We start from the raw sequence: 14,652 nt of genomic DNA, 5'->3' as shown, positions 1-14,652 counted from the left end.
AAAAATCAGGCCATGTGGCCAAAAATTAGGGAAAACCTGTGTTGTGTTTGACAGGCGGCTGCTGTAAAAGTGTCATAATTGTAAAAATCTCCGGCAATGGGGTTGCCGCGAATGTCATGTAAATTCCTGTCAAGAGCAGTCGATGGCTGAGCAGAAGATTTTCGCCGGGCCGCGCATCCGCCGCATCCGCAACGCCAAGGGCCTGACCCAGACGGCGATGGCCGAGGGGCTCGGCATCTCGCCGTCCTACCTCAACCTGATCGAGCGCAACCAGCGGCCGCTTACGGTGCAACTGATCCTCAAGCTGGCCTCCGTCTACAGGGTCGACCCGCATGAGCTGCAGGGCGAGGCGAGGGGCTCGGTCGCGGCCTTGAAGGAGGTGTTCACCGATCCGCTGCTGGTCGGCGAATTGCCGGGGGACCAGGAGTTGATCGAACTTGCCGAGGCGGCGCCCAATGCGTCCGCGGCGGTGATAAAACTGTTTCGCGCCTATCGCGAGCAGGCCGATCGGCTGTCAGACCTGAACGAACTCCTGGCGCGCGAGGGGAGGGCGACCGCGCTGTCCGGCGCTCGCCTGCCGATCGACGAGGTGCATGAGACTTTCGAGCGGCGGTCAAACCATTTTGCTGCACTTGAGGAAGAGGCCGAGGCGTTCACCGCGGTGCTCGGTCCCGGCGACGACCTGTTCGGTGCGTTGAAGGCATGGCTGAAGCGCGAATACGGCGTCGTGGTCAAGGTGCTGCCTGTCGCCACCATGCCGAACTGGCGCCGCCGCTATGATCGCCATTCGCAGCGCCTGTTCCTGTCCGAGCGTCTGTCGCCGTTCGACCAGCTGCGCGAGGTCGCGATGGAGGCCTGCCTGATCCGCATGACGGTCGCGGTCGCCGGCGAGATCCAGGCGCTCAAGCTGACCACGGACGAGGCCCGCCGCCTCGCCCGTTTCGAGCTCGGCCGCTATGCCGCGCATGCGTTGATGATGCCCTATCAGGCCTTTCATGCCGCCGCCGTCCGCGCCCGCTACGACATCGACGTCCTGCGGTCGCGCTTCGGCGTCTCCTTCGAGCAGGCGGCGAATCGGCTGACCATGCTGCAGCGGCAGGGCGCGCTCGGCGTGCCGTTCTTCATGCTGGAGGTCGACAATGCGGGAAACCGCTTTCGCAGGGCCGGCAGCCAGGGCTTTCCGCACAGCCGTTTCGGCGGCGGTTGCCCAAAGCTGCCCGTCCATGCCGCCTTCACCCAGCCGGGCCAGATTTTCGTCGAAGCAGTGGAAATGCCTGACGGCGCCGAGTTCCTGTGCATCGCCCGCACGCTGGAAGGGCCGCAGGGCGCGTTCGCGGAGCGCCCGCGCCGCACCGCGCTGCTGCTCGGTTGCGACATCGGCTTTCGCGACGACATCGTCTATGGCGCGGCGCTGCCCGGCGCCGCGGTCGGTGCAAGGGCTGGACAAGGCGCCGTCGCGGCGACGCCGGTCGGACCCGCCTGCAGGCTTTGCGAGCGTATCGGCTGCCTGGCACGCGCCGAACCGCCGGTGACGCGTCCGCTCGGCCTCGACGAGATGGCGACGGGCCTGAGCGCCTTCGATTTCCAGTAATGCGAGAGCAAAGGTGCCACAATCGTCGCCGGTGTCTGGATCACCCGCGGCCCGAGTCTTTGCGTTACGCGAACAGAGCAGTTTTTTGTCGTCCCTTGCGCATCGTCCCGTCCACAAAAGCTCGACAGTCGCGCCCATGACAGACGCAGCATCATCGCCGGGCCTTGTTGCATCGACTTCCTCGCCGCGCGAGGAGCGTGTCGGCATGCTTCTGGTCTTCCTGTCGGCGCTGATGTGGAGTTTCGGCGGCACCATCGCCCGCTTCATCACCGTCGGCGACAGCTGGACGGTTATTTTCTGGCGCTCCGTCTGGGCCGCCGCCTTCCTGCTCTCTTTTATGGCCTGGCGTGACGGCTGGCGCGGCATGCTGAGGTCGTTTCGCGACATGGGCTTGCCTGGCCTTGCGGTCGGGTTCTGTTTCGCCATCGCGTCGACCGCCTTCGTCGTGGCGCTCGCCTACACCACCGTCGCCAACATCCTCTTGATGCAAGCCGGCGTGCCGCTTCTGGCTGCGCTGTTGGCCTGGGCATTGTTTCGTGAACGTGTCAGTGCCGTGACTTGGGTGGCGATTGCGGCCGTCATTGCCGGCGTTGCCATCATGGTGTCTGAATCGCTTGATGGCGCCGTCTCGCCCATAGGCGACGGGCTGGCGCTGCTGATCGCCCTGATGTTCTCGATCGCGACCGTCATCACGAGGCGGTTCGCCAGCGTGCGGATGACGCCGGCGACCTGTCTCGGCACGCTTCTGGCCGCAGGCTTTGCCGCCTCGCAGGCGTCGACCTTCGCGGTCTCGGCCGCCGACATGGGCTTCCTCTTCGCCTTCGGCGTGGTCAATCTGGGCATTGGTCTTGCGTTCTTCGCCACCGGCGCGCGGTTGATCCCGGCAGCCATCGCGGCACTGCTCGGCACCTTCGAGCCGATCCTTGGGCCGATATGGGTCTGGCTCATCCATTCCGAGGTGCCGTCCGGGCGCACCATCATCGGCGGCGCGGTGGTGGTCACGGCGCTGCTCGTCCATATCGGGCTCGAGTTCAAGCGCCAGGCACGGCCGCGGCGGGCAGGGGTCACCGGAGTGCCGTCGCCGAATTGATGCGGGGCGCTGAACCTTTGCCATTGACAATGTTGCTGCCGCCCGGGCAGGCTGGGTTCACGGCAACAACAAGACAGGCGTATCTTGCCAAGTCTCCCCGCCGGTCAGATCGAGACCGGACCATATTTCTGTATTCCTGTCCGCGCGGCGGCGAAAGCTTCTGACGGCGCCGTGATTCCTTCCAGCCCCGGACCATTGCGCGGCAGCGACCGGCGCGCCAGTCGGCGCTTGTTGTCCCCTGGAAAGCTCAATAGTCTGAAACAAATGCCCGGCCGCGCCCCTGTCGCGACGAGCCGGCGATGGAACACTCACCAAAGGAGAATAGCATGATCCGCAAAGCGCTCTGGCTTTCGGCGACCTCGGTATTTCTGACATTGTTCACGCCTGCCGGGCACGCCGAGGACCGCGTCGTCAACGTCTTCAACTGGTCCGATTATATCGACCCGACGATCATCGACGACTTCACCAAGAAGACCGGCATCAAGGTCGTCTACGACACGTTCGATTCCAACGAGATCCTCGAAACCAAGCTGCTCGCCGGCGGCAGCGGCTATGATGTCGTCGTGCCGAGCGGCAATTTCCTTGCCCGCCAGATCCAGGCCGGCGTGTTCCAGAAGCTCGACAAGTCGAAACTGCCGAACCTCTCCAACATGTGGGACACGGTTTCTCAAAGAACCGCCAAGTACGACCCCGGCAACGAATATTCGATCAACTACATGTGGGGCACGGTCGGCATCGGCTACAACATCAAGAAGGTGCAGGCAGCGCTCGGCACCGACAAGATCGACAGCTGGGATGTGTTCTTCAACCCCGAAAGTCTCGCCAAGCTGAAGGATTGCGGTGTCTACGTGCTGGATTCTCCGGCCGATATCATTCCGGCCGCGCTGAAATATGTCGGCCTCGACCCGAACAGCACCTCGCCCGACGACATCGCCAAGGCCGAGGAAGCCCTGATGAAGGTTCGCCCCTTCATCCGGAAATTCCACTCGTCGGAGTACATCAATGCGCTCGCCAATGGCGACATCTGTCTGGCTGTCGGCTGGTCGGGTGACGTCTTCCAGGCCCGCAACCGCGCCCATGACGCCAAGCAGGGCGTCGAGGTTGGCTATTCCGTGCCCAAGGAAGGCGCCCAGATGTGGTTCGACCAGATGGCGATCCCGGCCGATGCGCCGCATGTCGCCGAAGCGCATGAATTCCTCAACTACATGATGACGCCGGAAGTGATCGCCAAATCGTCGAATGCCGTGCTCTACGCCAACGGCAACAAGGCCTCGCAGCAGTTCGTCGACAAGGCACTGCTGAGCGACCCGGCCGTCTATCCCGACGACGCCACCTTGCAGAAGCTCTACACGGTCTCCCCTTACGATCCGAAGACCCAGCGTGTCATCACGCGCACCTGGACCAAGATCGTCACCGGTCAATAAGCATTTGAAGCGACCTCGGCGGATAGCCGGGGTCGCGTTCTTTGGGGCAAAAAAGCAAGAAACAGGACGGAGTGGGGATATGAAATCGCTTGGCAGCATCCGCAGGGATTTCGCGCCATGGAACGACCCGAACGCCAAGCCATATATCCAGTTCGACAACGTCACCAAGAAATTCGGTGATTTCACCGCCGTCAACAATCTGTCGCTGACCATTTTCGAGCGCGAGTTCTTCGCCTTGCTCGGCGCCTCGGGTTGCGGAAAGTCGACGCTGCTGCGGATGCTTGCCGGTTTCGAGGAACCGACGGCCGGCCGCATCCTGCTCGACGGCCAGGATCTGCGCGGCATTCCGCCCTATCGCCGGCCGGTCAACATGATGTTCCAGTCCTATGCGTTGTTCCCGCATATGACGGTGGAGAACAACATCGCCTTCGGACTCAAGCAGGAAGGCATGCCAAAGCCCGATATCGAAAAGCGCGTCGCCGAGATGCTGAAGCTGGTCAAGCTGGAGCAGTTCGCCAAGCGCAAGCCGCACCAGCTCTCCGGTGGCCAGCGCCAGCGCGTCGCTCTCGCCCGCTCGGTCGCCAAGCGGCCGAAAGTGCTGCTGCTCGACGAGCCGCTCGGCGCGCTCGACAAGAAGCTGCGCGAGGAAACCCAGTTCGAACTGATGGATTTGCAACAGGAGCTCGGTCTCACCTTCGTGGTCGTCACCCACGACCAGGAAGAAGCGATGACCATGGCCGATCGCATCGCCATCATGGACAAAGGCGAAGTCATGCAGGTGGCGACGCCGGCGGAAGTCTACGAAGCCCCGGCCTCGCGCTTCGTCGCCCACTTCGTCGGCAATGTGAACATGTTCGAGGGCAAGGTCGCCGAGCGCTCGGCCAACACCACCCGCATCACCGGGGCGACCGGGGCGCAGATCGTTGTCGACAATGCCGCCGATACCAGCAAGGGCGCCGATATCGTCTTCGCCATCAGGCCGGAGAAGATCAAGGTTTCGTCGAAGAAGCCGGCCGATGCCGTCAACGCGCTGGAGGGCGAAGTCTACGATGTCGCCTATCTCGGTGACATGACAGTCTACCACATCAAATTGGACGACGGGCAGATCGTGCGGGCAAGCGCCTTGAACGCGGCGCGCGTGACCGAGGATCCGCTGACCTGGAACGACCGCGCCTGGGTATCCTTCCGGCCCGATGCCGGCGTCGTGCTGGCAAGGTAGGGGGCTGATATGTCCAACATCGCCGTCGCCGATGCCGCCGCGCCGTCGGCCGCCGCCAAACCGTTCCTGACGCGGCTGGGTGCCGGCTTCGTCAACCGGCTCGTCATCATCGTCCCCTACCTCTGGCTGCTGTTCTTCTTCCTCATCCCGTTCGTCATCGTCTTCAAGATTTCACTGTCGCAGACGGCGATCGCCATGCCGCCCTACACGCCGGTGCTCGACTTCAGCAACGGCGTCTCCGGCTTCTTCGCCAGGTTCCGCGACCTCAACTTCGACAATTACATCTGGCTGACGCAGGACGCGCTCTATTTCAAGGCCTACATCACCAGCCTGATCATCGCCGCCATTTCGACGGTGCTGACGCTGCTCGTGGGCTATCCCATCGCCTACGGCATGGCGCGCGCGCCGGCCACCATCCGGCCGACCTTGCTGATGCTGGTCATCCTGCCGTTCTGGACGTCGTTCCTGATCCGCGTCTATGCCTGGATCGGCATTCTGAAGCCCGAGGGCCTGCTCAACCAGCTGCTCTTGTCGCTGCATATCATCAACCAGCCGCTGGTCATCCTCAACACCTATACGGCGATCTTCATCGGCATCGTCTATTCCTACCTGCCCTTCATGGTGCTGCCACTCTATTCGTCACTGGAAAAGATGGATTACTCGCTGATCGAGGCGGCCAAGGATCTGGGCTGCCCGCCGACCGCGGCTTTCTGGAAGATCACTTTCCCGCTGTCGCTGCCGGGCGTCATAGCCGGCTGTCTGCTGGTGTTCATCCCGGCCGTCGGCGAGTTCGTCATTCCCGACCTGCTCGGCGGCTCGTCCACGCTGATGATCGGCAAGACGCTGTGGAACGAGTTCTTCGCCAACCGTGACTGGCCGGTCTCGTCGGCCGTTGCCGTCATCCTGCTTCTGCTGCTCACCGTGCCGATCATGCTCTTCCAGCAGGCGCAGGCCAAGGCACAGGAGCAGGGCAAATGAACGCCTCCTGGAGCCGCTTCAACGTCACCTCGATCGTGCTGGGCTTCGCCTTCCTGTACCTGCCGATCGTGCTGCTCATCGTCTTCTCCTTCAACGAATCCAAGCTCGTTACCGTCTGGGGCGGCTTCTCTACCAAATGGTATGTGTCGCTGTTCCACAATCAGGGCCTGATGGACGCCACCTGGGTCACGGCGCGTGTCGGCGTCATCTCGGCCACCGTGGCGACCGTGCTCGGCACGCTGGCGGCGCTCACCCTGACGCGCTACACGCGGTTCCGGGGCAGGGTGCTGTTTTCCGGCATGGTCTTCGCACCGCTCGTCATGCCGGAAGTCATCACCGGCCTGTCGCTGCTGCTGCTCTTCGTTGCCGTCGGTCTCGACCGAGGTTTCTTCACGGTGACGCTCGCCCACATCACGCTGACTATGTGCTTCGTGGCGGTCGTCGTGCAGTCGCGCCTGGTCTCCTTCGACCGGTCGCTGGAGGAGGCGGCGATGGATCTCGGCGCAACGCCGGCCAAGACCTTCTTCCAGATCACGCTGCCGGTGATCCTGCCGGCGATCGTGTCCGGCTGGATGCTGGCCTTCACACTGTCGCTCGACGATCTGGTCATCGCCAGCTTCACCTCGGGACCGGGCGCCACGACGCTGCCGATGAAGATCTACAGCCAGGTCCGCCTCGGCGTGACGCCGGAGATCAATGCCGCCTGCACCATCCTGATCGCCGTCGTCGCGGTCGGCGTCATCATCGCTTCGATCGCCAACAAGCGTCGTGAGGTGCAGCGCCAGCTCGACGAACAGGCGGCGCAACGCGGCTGAGCATGATCCCGAAAAGTGGAAGCCAGTTTTCGGGCAAGATCATGTGAAGCCGCTTTGATGCTCAACGAAAAGTAAGCGCGCTTCTATTCGCCGGAAACGCCACGGCTTATCGGCGAAATGAACGGCGTGCTCCAGGTTCCGCCGACGAAGAAGGACGACTGGTTAGGGCCTTGCTGGCCGGTCTTCTGCGCCGCCGCCTGGTCCGGCTGGATAACGCCGCCGGACAGTGCCAGTCCGCGCCCCGCATAGGAGGCGATGCCGGAAAGCCAGATCTTGTATTTCGCCGAATTGGCCTCGGCCTTGTCTAGCCTCGCCACACCTCGCGAAATGGTAGCCTTCACTTCGGCGCCGTCGATCGGCAGCGTGCCGTCCGAGACATCGTCGAGCGCGAAGAAGCCGCCCTGTTCGGTATGCTTGAGAAAGGCCGGCAGGTTGAACTTGCTGAGCGCGCCGGGCCCGAAGGTCGCCGAGACCGAGCCGTCGGCGTTCTCAAAGATCGAATCCCAGGTCCTGCCCGGTCCCTTGAGGATGACCGAAACGGTGCCCGTTCCGACCGGCACCAGTCGGGTCATGCCCGCCGCCGTGCCGAACGCGCCGCCATCGACATCGGACGCAAGCAGCCGGATCTCGACCTGCGTGCCCTCGGGCTTGCGGTCGAATCGGAGGCTGGTCTGGATAGTGCCGCCAAAGGCCGAGGCGTCGGAGATATCGAAGACGGAAAGACCGTCCTTGACCTGGGCGGTGGCGGCGACATCGGCAAGCTGGATCGCTCCGGCCGTGGCATGCGCCGCCGACAGCCGCAGATCGAGATTGACCCGGTCGGCGAAACTTGCCTCAACGTCACCTGGGCCGGACCCGCTCGCCGGTCCCAGCGGGGTGAAGGCGGACAGGAACGATCTGAGGTCGAGCGTGTCGAAGGCGAGCGTGCCGGAGATCACGGGTTGGGCGTCGCCAAGCGACAGGTCGAGCGCGCCCATGCCCGGATTGTTGTCCAGTGTCAGCGCGGTGTTCTCGAACTTGACGCGTCCGCCCGACGCCGCGACCTTGCTCGAAATGCTGACCGAGCCGATCGCGGCACTTGGCGCGATACCGGCCTGCGACCATTCCAGCACACGGCGCAATGAGGGTGCCGCGAACTTCACCTGGCCGTCGAAATAGGCGTTGTCGGACATGCTGGCCGTGCCGTCGAAGGAGAAGGTCGCGGGTGCTGCCTTGAAGGACAGGGTGAGCGGCGCCACACCGCCGGCAAACAGCACCAGTGGCTTCTGTGAGGCAGCATCGAGGGCGACGCTTTCGCCGCGCCAGATTCCGGTTGCCGACAGCGTCGCATTGCTGTTCATCGCCGCCCAGGTCGCCTGACCGCTGAGGCTGCTCAGGATCTCCACGTCCTTACCGTTGACGGAAGCCACCATGCGGCCGTCCCTGAATTCAACCGTGCCGAAGGCATCCCTCGGCAGCTTGTCGAGGTCGGGCTTGGCTGGATCGGCACTGACCACGCCGCGTGCCGTATCGATGGAGCGCGCGATACGCCCGCCGGTCGGCGCGGTGGGCAGGAACAGGCCGTCCGCCGTGCGCTGCACCCGGATCGTCGGGCGCACCAGCCGAGCCGTCGAAAACACCACGTCGCCCTGCAACGCCGCCATGGCCGATAGGTCGATTTCGACGCGTTCGGCTTCGACGACCGGCGGCGCGTCGGTGTCCGTCCATTTCGAAAGCGTGACATCGGTCAGGATCGCCCGGAATTTCGGCCAGACCTCGATACGCGGCGAGCCTTCGATGGCGACCCGGAAGCCGCTCCAGGCGCTCATCTCCCAGGCGATGCGATCGCGCACGATGCGCGTCGAGGCGATCAGCGGCAGGGCTGCGACCACCAGAGCGATGACGATCACGGCAGCGCCGATCGCCCATACTCCGCGGCGGATCAAGGATGATGGCATCTCGCCCTATATGCTTCCGTTCCGATTAATCGCCTGACATAAAACCCCAGTCGTCACTACGACTTAGGACTGAGGCATTTCAAGTCTTTATGGCCCGGCGATGGCATTTGCGCACACCTGAGCGCTTCGGCCCAACAAAATCTTGCTCTGCTGCGCTGCAATATGCATAAGCGATGACGACCGTGGGAGGATCGATCATGGCTGCCGAAGTACCGCTCTGGACCCCGACGCAAGACCGGATCGACGCTTCGCCATTGACAGCTTTCCAGAAGCTCGCGGAGGCGAAAGCCGGCGCCACATTCGCCTCCTATGCCGACCTTCACCGTTGGTCGATCGACGACCGCGAAGCCTTCTGGAGCCTGGTCTGGGACTTTTCCGGCATTGTCGGCGACAAGGGCGAGCGCCTGCTGGCCGACGGCGACAAGATGCCGGGCGCCTCCTTCTTTCCCGACGCGACGCTGAATTTCGCCGAGAACCTGTTGAAGAAGACCGGCGCGGGCGAGGTGATCGTCTTTCGCGGCGAGGACAAGGTCGAGCGGCGGCTGTCCTGGAACGAACTCCATGCGCTGACGTCGCGGCTGCAGCAGCTCTTCCTGTCGCTCGGCGTCAAGGCCGGCGACCGCATCGCCGCCATGATGCCGAATATGCCCGAGGCGATCGCAGCGATGCTGGCGGCAAGCTCGATCGGCGCCGTCTGGTCGTCCTGCTCGCCCGATTTCGGCGAGCAGGGCGTGCTCGACCGGTTCGGCCAGATCGAGCCTATAATCTTTATCGCGCCCGACGGTTATTGGTACAATGGCAAGGCGATCGAGGTCGCCGACAAGGTCGCGGCGGTCGCGGCCAAGCTCGGCAGTGTCCGCAAGGTGTTGCTTGTCGACTATCTCGGTACCTCGGCCGATGTGGCGGCAACCGTCGACAAGGCGGCCGCGCTCGAAGAGGCGCTGTCGCCCTTCGCCGTCAAGCCTGTCAGCTTCGTGCGCCTGCCGTTTTCGCATCCGCTCTACATCCTGTTTTCATCAGGAACCACCGGCATCCCCAAATGCATAGTCCACTCGGCCGGCGGGACGCTGATCCAGCATGTCAAGGAACACCGGTTGCATGCCGGCCTCGTCGACGGCGACCGCTTCTTCTACTTCACCACCTGCGGCTGGATGATGTGGAACTGGCTGGTGTCCGGCCTGGCTTCCGGGGCGACGCTGCTGCTCTATGACGGTTCGCCCTTCTATCCCGACGGCAACGTGCTGTTCGACTTCGCCGATGCCGAGAAGATGACCTTCTTCGGCACCTCGGCCAAGTTCATCGATTCCGTGCGCAAGGCCGGCCTCAAGCCGAGCCGCAGCCATGACCTGTCGACTGTGCGGGCGATCTCCTCCACCGGTTCACCCCTGTCCCCCGAGGATTTCCGCTTCGTCTACGAAGGCATCAAGAAGGATGTGCATCTCGCCTCGGTTTCCGGGGGCACCGACATCGTCTCCTGCTTCGTGCTGGGCGTGCCAACCCAGCCGGTGTGGACCGGCGAGATCCAGGGCCCCGGCCTCGGCCTTGCGGTCGATGTCTGGGACGACAACGGCAGGCCGATCCGGCAGGAAAAGGGCGAACTGGTCTGCACCAAGGCGTTTCCGTCGATGCCGATCGGCTTCTGGAACGACCCTGACGGCAAGAAATACCAGGCGGCCTATTTCGAACGCTTCGACAATGTCTGGTGCCATGGCGATTTCGCAGAGTGGACCGATCACGGCGGCATGATCATCCATGGCCGCTCGGATGCCACGCTCAATCCGGGCGGGGTGCGCATCGGCACCGCGGAGATCTACAATCAGGTCGAACAGATGCCGGAGATCCTGGAAGCGCTGTGCATCGGCCAGGATTTCGACAATGACGTACGTGTCGTGCTGTTTGTGCGACTGACCGCGGGCGTCGAACTCGACGAGGACCTGGAAAAACGCATCCGCGCCAAGATCCGCAGCGGGGCGAGCCCGCGTCACGTGCCGGCCAGGATCGTCGCCGTCACCGACATCCCGCGCACCAAGTCGGGCAAGATCACCGAACTCGCCGTGCGCGACGTCGTGCATGGCCGCCCCATCAAGAACAAGGAAGCGCTCGCCAACCCGGAAGCGCTGGAGCTGTTCAGGAACCTGCCGCAGCTGGCCGAATGATCCCGACCGGCATGGTTAACGAACCATGTCGCAGGAATTTACCTAGATTTCACGAGTGGTACACATTCGTAAATCTTTCGGCGAGCCGGTAAGGAGTTGTTAAGGCCCGGCCCCGATAGTCGCATGTAACTTGAGGGAGAAATCCCGTTCCTCAGCCCCCGGAGGATCTGAATTCGCTCAAGCCCCCGTTGTGACAGCAATCCCATCTCTTAAGGCGTCCTCCAGGGCGCCTTTTCTTTTGGACTTGCTATTCCGCCAGCACCCGGGTCGAAGGAAACGCGACCTCGACCAGCGTGCCTTCGCCAGGCGTCGAATTGATGGTGAAGCGGGCGCGGTTTGCTTCCACCATCGCCTTGGTCAACGGCAGGCCAAGGCCGGTGCCGTCGCCGCGGCCGCGCTTCAGCGCATTGATCTGCTTGAACGGCTTGAGCGCCTGTTCGATCTCGGCCTGGCTCATTCCGATGCCGGTGTCGCGCACCCGCATGACAACGTCGCCTGAAGTCTCATAGGCGGTCGAGACGATCACCTGGCCGCCGGCCTGGGTGTAGCGAATGGCGTTGGACAGGATGTTGAGCGCGATCTGGCGCACGCTGCGCAGGTCGGCCACCACCTCCGGCAGCCGCGAGGCGAAGCTGGAGCGGATGATGACGCGTTCGCGGTTTGCCTGTGGCTGCATCATCGCCACGGTCTCGGCCAGCGTGTCGTTCAGCGAGACCGCCTCATAGGCCATTTCCTGCTGGCCGGCCTCGATCTTCGAGATGTCGAGCAGGTCGTTGACAAGGTCGAGCACATGGTTGCCCGAGCGATTGATGTCGCGCAGATAGTCGCGGTAGCGGTCGTTGGCGACCGGCCCGAACTTCTCGTCGACCATCAATTCGGAAAAGCCGATGATGGCATTGAGCGGCGTGCGGATCTCGTGGCTGATACGGGCAAGAAAATCGGTCTTCTGCGAGGACGCCCGTTCGGCCACCGCGCGCGCCTGGGTGAGATCTTCCTCGGCTCGCTTCCACTGGGTTATGTCGCGCACGACAGCGCAGAAGCCGCTGTCATTGGGCAGTCGACCGATGGTCATGAACAGCGGGATGAACCGCCCTTGCGCCTCGCGTCCGATCACCTCGCGGCCGTCATTCATGACGCTCGCCACCCCGGGTTCGGAAAGCCCGGTGAGATAGTCGCGCGCCGCACGCTGGCTTTCGATGGCAAACAGCGAGGCGAAAGGCTTGCCGGTCACCTCGTCGCTGTCGAAACCGAACAGCGCTTCGGCCGGGCGGCTGATCGAGCGGATGGTGCCGTCGCTGCCGATCAGCACGACGCCGTCGGTAGCGGTGTCGATGATGGTGCGCATCTCGGCGATGCGGGCCTTGAGCTCGGAAATGTCGGGTTGTGTCGGCTCCTCGCCGACCAGGTGCAGGGCCGCGGGCGCGTCATCGTCGCCGGACCGACGCACGACCAGCATCAGCGCCTTGCCGTCGCGCCAGGGAACGGAGCGCAGGATGGCGTCGATCGGGAATTCCTGGCCATCGCGCGTTTTCAGCCGCAGTGCCCGGTCGCTGCCGTCGGAGGCGCCGTCATCGGCATAAGGATCGGCGAACAGCGCACCAAGGCCGCCGGCGTCCTCGAGATCCTCAAGCGTGTCATAACCGGTCAGGTCGAGGAATTCCTCATTGGCATAGTGCAACTGATCGCCCGAATGGATGAGCAGCGGCACCGGCAGCTTGCCGAGCAGCGAGGTGTCTGGAGCCTTGCTTTCGTCGCCGACGGAAAAGGCCGACGGCACGATCCCTTCGGTCTTGAGCGGCGGCACTTTCAGGCGTGGCCGTTCGGCCGGGCTCTCGACGCCACCGCTTGCGCTTGCGGCCGCAGCGCCAAATGTCGCGCGCTGCTCGTCAGCTTCAGGGGTTTCCGCGCCGTCGCCCCAGTCCTCACTGTCCTCGGCATCGCGAAAATCGGCCGACGTCATGCTGTCATCATCGTCGGTCCCGACATGTCCGGCGTCCGCAACTGCCGGTTCATCGTCGATTGCGGCGGGCTCGGCACGCTTCGATTCCGTGGCCGCCGGTTCAGAGGCCGTGGGCTCGTCATTGTCCGGGACGGGGTTCGCCTCGACATTGCGGTCGGCATAGCTCAGCAGCGAACCTCTCGGGCCGGCCGGCGTGCCACTATCCTGCTGGCGAACCACGTCGTCGGGATGAGCGCCGTCAAGCCGTGCGAGATCCGCCTCGTCCTCGGCGTCGGTCTCGGATGGCTCGGCCAGCACCGCGTCCTTCTCCGACTCCGCCACCGGGGTTTCGCCGGTCTCAGCCGGCTCTTGATCCGAGACGGCTTCAGACGTCGATGCAACATCGGAGACGGCCTCGATCGGAGTTTCCGTCTTGGCGGCCGGGGTCTCGACTGATGTTACAGCCGCTGGCTCAGCCGGTGTGCTGGGCTCCGGGTTCATCGTGCCTTCGATGCCGGGTTTGTCGGCTTCCGGCGGCTCGGTGGGTGCACTGTCCTTCTTCAGCCGCTCGCCGATCTCACGGAAGGCGCTGCGTTCCAGTGTTGACAGCCCTTTGTCGTTGGCCGGCTGCCGGTGCTCGGCCAGGCGGATGACCTTGTCGGCAAAGCGCCGCTCTTGTTTCGGCACGATGGTTAGCGCCGGCACCTCGCCCTTGAATGGATCCGCCGCGCTCGGCTCCTCGGCCTTCACCTCTTCCCCCTTCGGGTCTTCAGCGGAAGGTTCGACGGCTTCCGGCGTCGCCGGCCCCTCGCCATTGGGCACCAGGGCCATGCCGATCGCTTCCGGGTCGACGATCGCATCGCCGGTCCGGGCGACGCCGAAGCCGCGAAAACCTTCGAAGGCCCGGCTGCGGCCATAGACAGGCAGAGCCGCTAGATCAACGGGGACCTTCAGGTCGGTGCCGACGACAGGCCACAGCACGGAGCGGCCGGACCAGGTATCGCGCCGCTCCAGCAGGCCGGCGATCTCGCCGGACGCGTCAAGGCCGAAGGCCGCCGCGACATCCCTGAAGCGCCGGCCGATCACCTCGGCTGCCGGCTTGCCGACAATGTCGGCGAATTCCGGCGACAACGCGCTGAACTTGCCTTCGGCGTCGGTGCGCCAGACGAAGCGCAGGGGCGCCGCCGCCCGGTCTATTGTCCGAGCTTGGGGCGTCTGGGCTGCCGGGGAGGCGGGATTGCTCTCCTTCGCGTTGTCCACCGAAGCCTCGGTGCCGGTCGCTTGGACCGCATTTTTCGCTTCCGGCGCGGCAGGCGCGGGTCGCGCGTCATCCTCGCCGACATTGAAGTACCAATGATCGTGCTGTGCCGGCGTGCCGCCCGCTGCCGGCTGATCGTTATCGGCGGCAACCGGTGTCGGCCTGGTCGGCTCCGAAATCTCTTGCGTGGCCCGTTCCGGCATATCTTCAGCCACCGGCTTGGAAGGCGCGGGCTCGGGCTGGAT

General features: G+C 64.0%; 9 protein-coding genes. 7 read left to right on the top strand and 2 right to left on the bottom strand.

From position 1 onward, the window contains the following. Positions 1-142: 142 nt before the first annotated feature. The 6 genes from C1D09_RS29395 to C1D09_RS29370 all read left to right on the top strand — a co-directional run bounded on the left by C1D09_RS29395 (position 143) and on the right by C1D09_RS29370 (position 7,117). On the top strand, positions 143-1,591 hold the full coding sequence (locus tag C1D09_RS29395; RefSeq protein WP_143977485.1) for a helix-turn-helix domain-containing protein: 1,449 nt from the start codon (positions 143-145) through the stop codon (positions 1,589-1,591). A 136-nt stretch (positions 1,592-1,727) separates the two neighbouring features. Continuing rightward, positions 1,728-2,681, top strand: coding sequence for a DMT family transporter (locus C1D09_RS29390; RefSeq protein WP_143977484.1), 954 nt, complete (start codon positions 1,728-1,730; stop codon positions 2,679-2,681). Positions 2,682-3,007: 326 nt separating this feature from the next. Next, complete coding sequence (locus C1D09_RS29385) at positions 3,008-4,105, top strand: polyamine ABC transporter substrate-binding protein (RefSeq protein ID WP_143977483.1); 1,098 nt, start codon at positions 3,008-3,010, stop codon at positions 4,103-4,105. Between the two features lie 79 nt (positions 4,106-4,184). Continuing rightward, positions 4,185-5,324 carry an ABC transporter ATP-binding protein gene (locus tag C1D09_RS29380; RefSeq protein ID WP_143977482.1) on the top strand — a complete coding sequence of 380 codons (1,140 nt, stop codon included), beginning with the start codon at positions 4,185-4,187 and terminating at the stop codon, positions 5,322-5,324. A gap of 9 nt (positions 5,325-5,333) precedes the next feature. Beyond that, entirely contained in the window at positions 5,334-6,302 is a 969-nt protein-coding gene (locus C1D09_RS29375; RefSeq protein WP_143977481.1) for an ABC transporter permease subunit, read from the top strand. After that, entirely contained in the window at positions 6,299-7,117 is an 819-nt protein-coding gene (locus C1D09_RS29370) for an ABC transporter permease (protein ID WP_143977480.1), read from the top strand. The genes C1D09_RS29375 and C1D09_RS29370 overlap by 4 nt, the downstream gene beginning before the upstream one ends. A gap of 83 nt (positions 7,118-7,200) precedes the next feature. Here the strand turns inward: C1D09_RS29370 and C1D09_RS29365 are convergent, their stop codons facing one another. Then, positions 7,201-9,054 carry an AsmA family protein gene (locus C1D09_RS29365; protein WP_143977479.1) on the bottom strand — a complete coding sequence of 618 codons (1,854 nt, stop codon included), beginning with the start codon at positions 9,052-9,054 and terminating at the stop codon, positions 7,201-7,203. Positions 9,055-9,251: 197 nt separating this feature from the next. Here C1D09_RS29365 and C1D09_RS29360 point away from each other — a divergent pair, with 197 nt between their 5' ends. After that, the gene (locus tag C1D09_RS29360) at positions 9,252-11,210 is read left to right on the top strand and encodes an acetoacetate--CoA ligase (RefSeq protein WP_143977478.1); all 1,959 of its coding nucleotides are present in this window, start codon (positions 9,252-9,254) and stop codon (positions 11,208-11,210) included. A 247-nt stretch (positions 11,211-11,457) separates the two neighbouring features. Here the strand turns inward: C1D09_RS29360 and C1D09_RS29355 are convergent. Continuing rightward, positions 11,458-14,652 (bottom strand): PAS domain S-box protein (locus tag C1D09_RS29355; RefSeq protein ID WP_167514800.1); only part of this gene is annotated, 3,195 nt, incomplete at its 5' end.

The organism is Mesorhizobium intechi (assembly GCF_002879535.1).
Lineage (GTDB): Bacteria > Pseudomonadota > Alphaproteobacteria > Rhizobiales > Rhizobiaceae > Mesorhizobium > Mesorhizobium intechi.
Note: the sequence above shows the minus strand (reverse complement) of the source record. Positions and strands in the feature narration are given on the sequence as shown.

Bases quoted from the DNA above. Each gene is read 5' to 3' on its own strand.
- C1D09_RS29375 (WP_143977481.1), top strand. From the start codon at position 5,334: ATGTCCAACATCGCCGTCGCCGATGCCGCCGCGCCGTCGGCCGCCGCC.
- C1D09_RS29365 (WP_143977479.1), bottom strand. From the start codon at position 9,054: ATGCCATCATCCTTGATCCGCCGCGGAGTATGGGCGATCGGCGCTGCC.
- C1D09_RS29370 (WP_143977480.1), top strand. From the start codon at position 6,299: ATGAACGCCTCCTGGAGCCGCTTCAACGTCACCTCGATCGTGCTGGGC.
- C1D09_RS29395 (WP_143977485.1), top strand. From the start codon at position 143: ATGGCTGAGCAGAAGATTTTCGCCGGGCCGCGCATCCGCCGCATCCGC.
- C1D09_RS29385 (WP_143977483.1), top strand. From the start codon at position 3,008: ATGATCCGCAAAGCGCTCTGGCTTTCGGCGACCTCGGTATTTCTGACA.
- C1D09_RS29380 (WP_143977482.1), top strand. From the start codon at position 4,185: ATGAAATCGCTTGGCAGCATCCGCAGGGATTTCGCGCCATGGAACGAC.
- C1D09_RS29390 (WP_143977484.1), top strand. From the start codon at position 1,728: ATGACAGACGCAGCATCATCGCCGGGCCTTGTTGCATCGACTTCCTCG.
- C1D09_RS29360 (WP_143977478.1), top strand. From the start codon at position 9,252: ATGGCTGCCGAAGTACCGCTCTGGACCCCGACGCAAGACCGGATCGAC.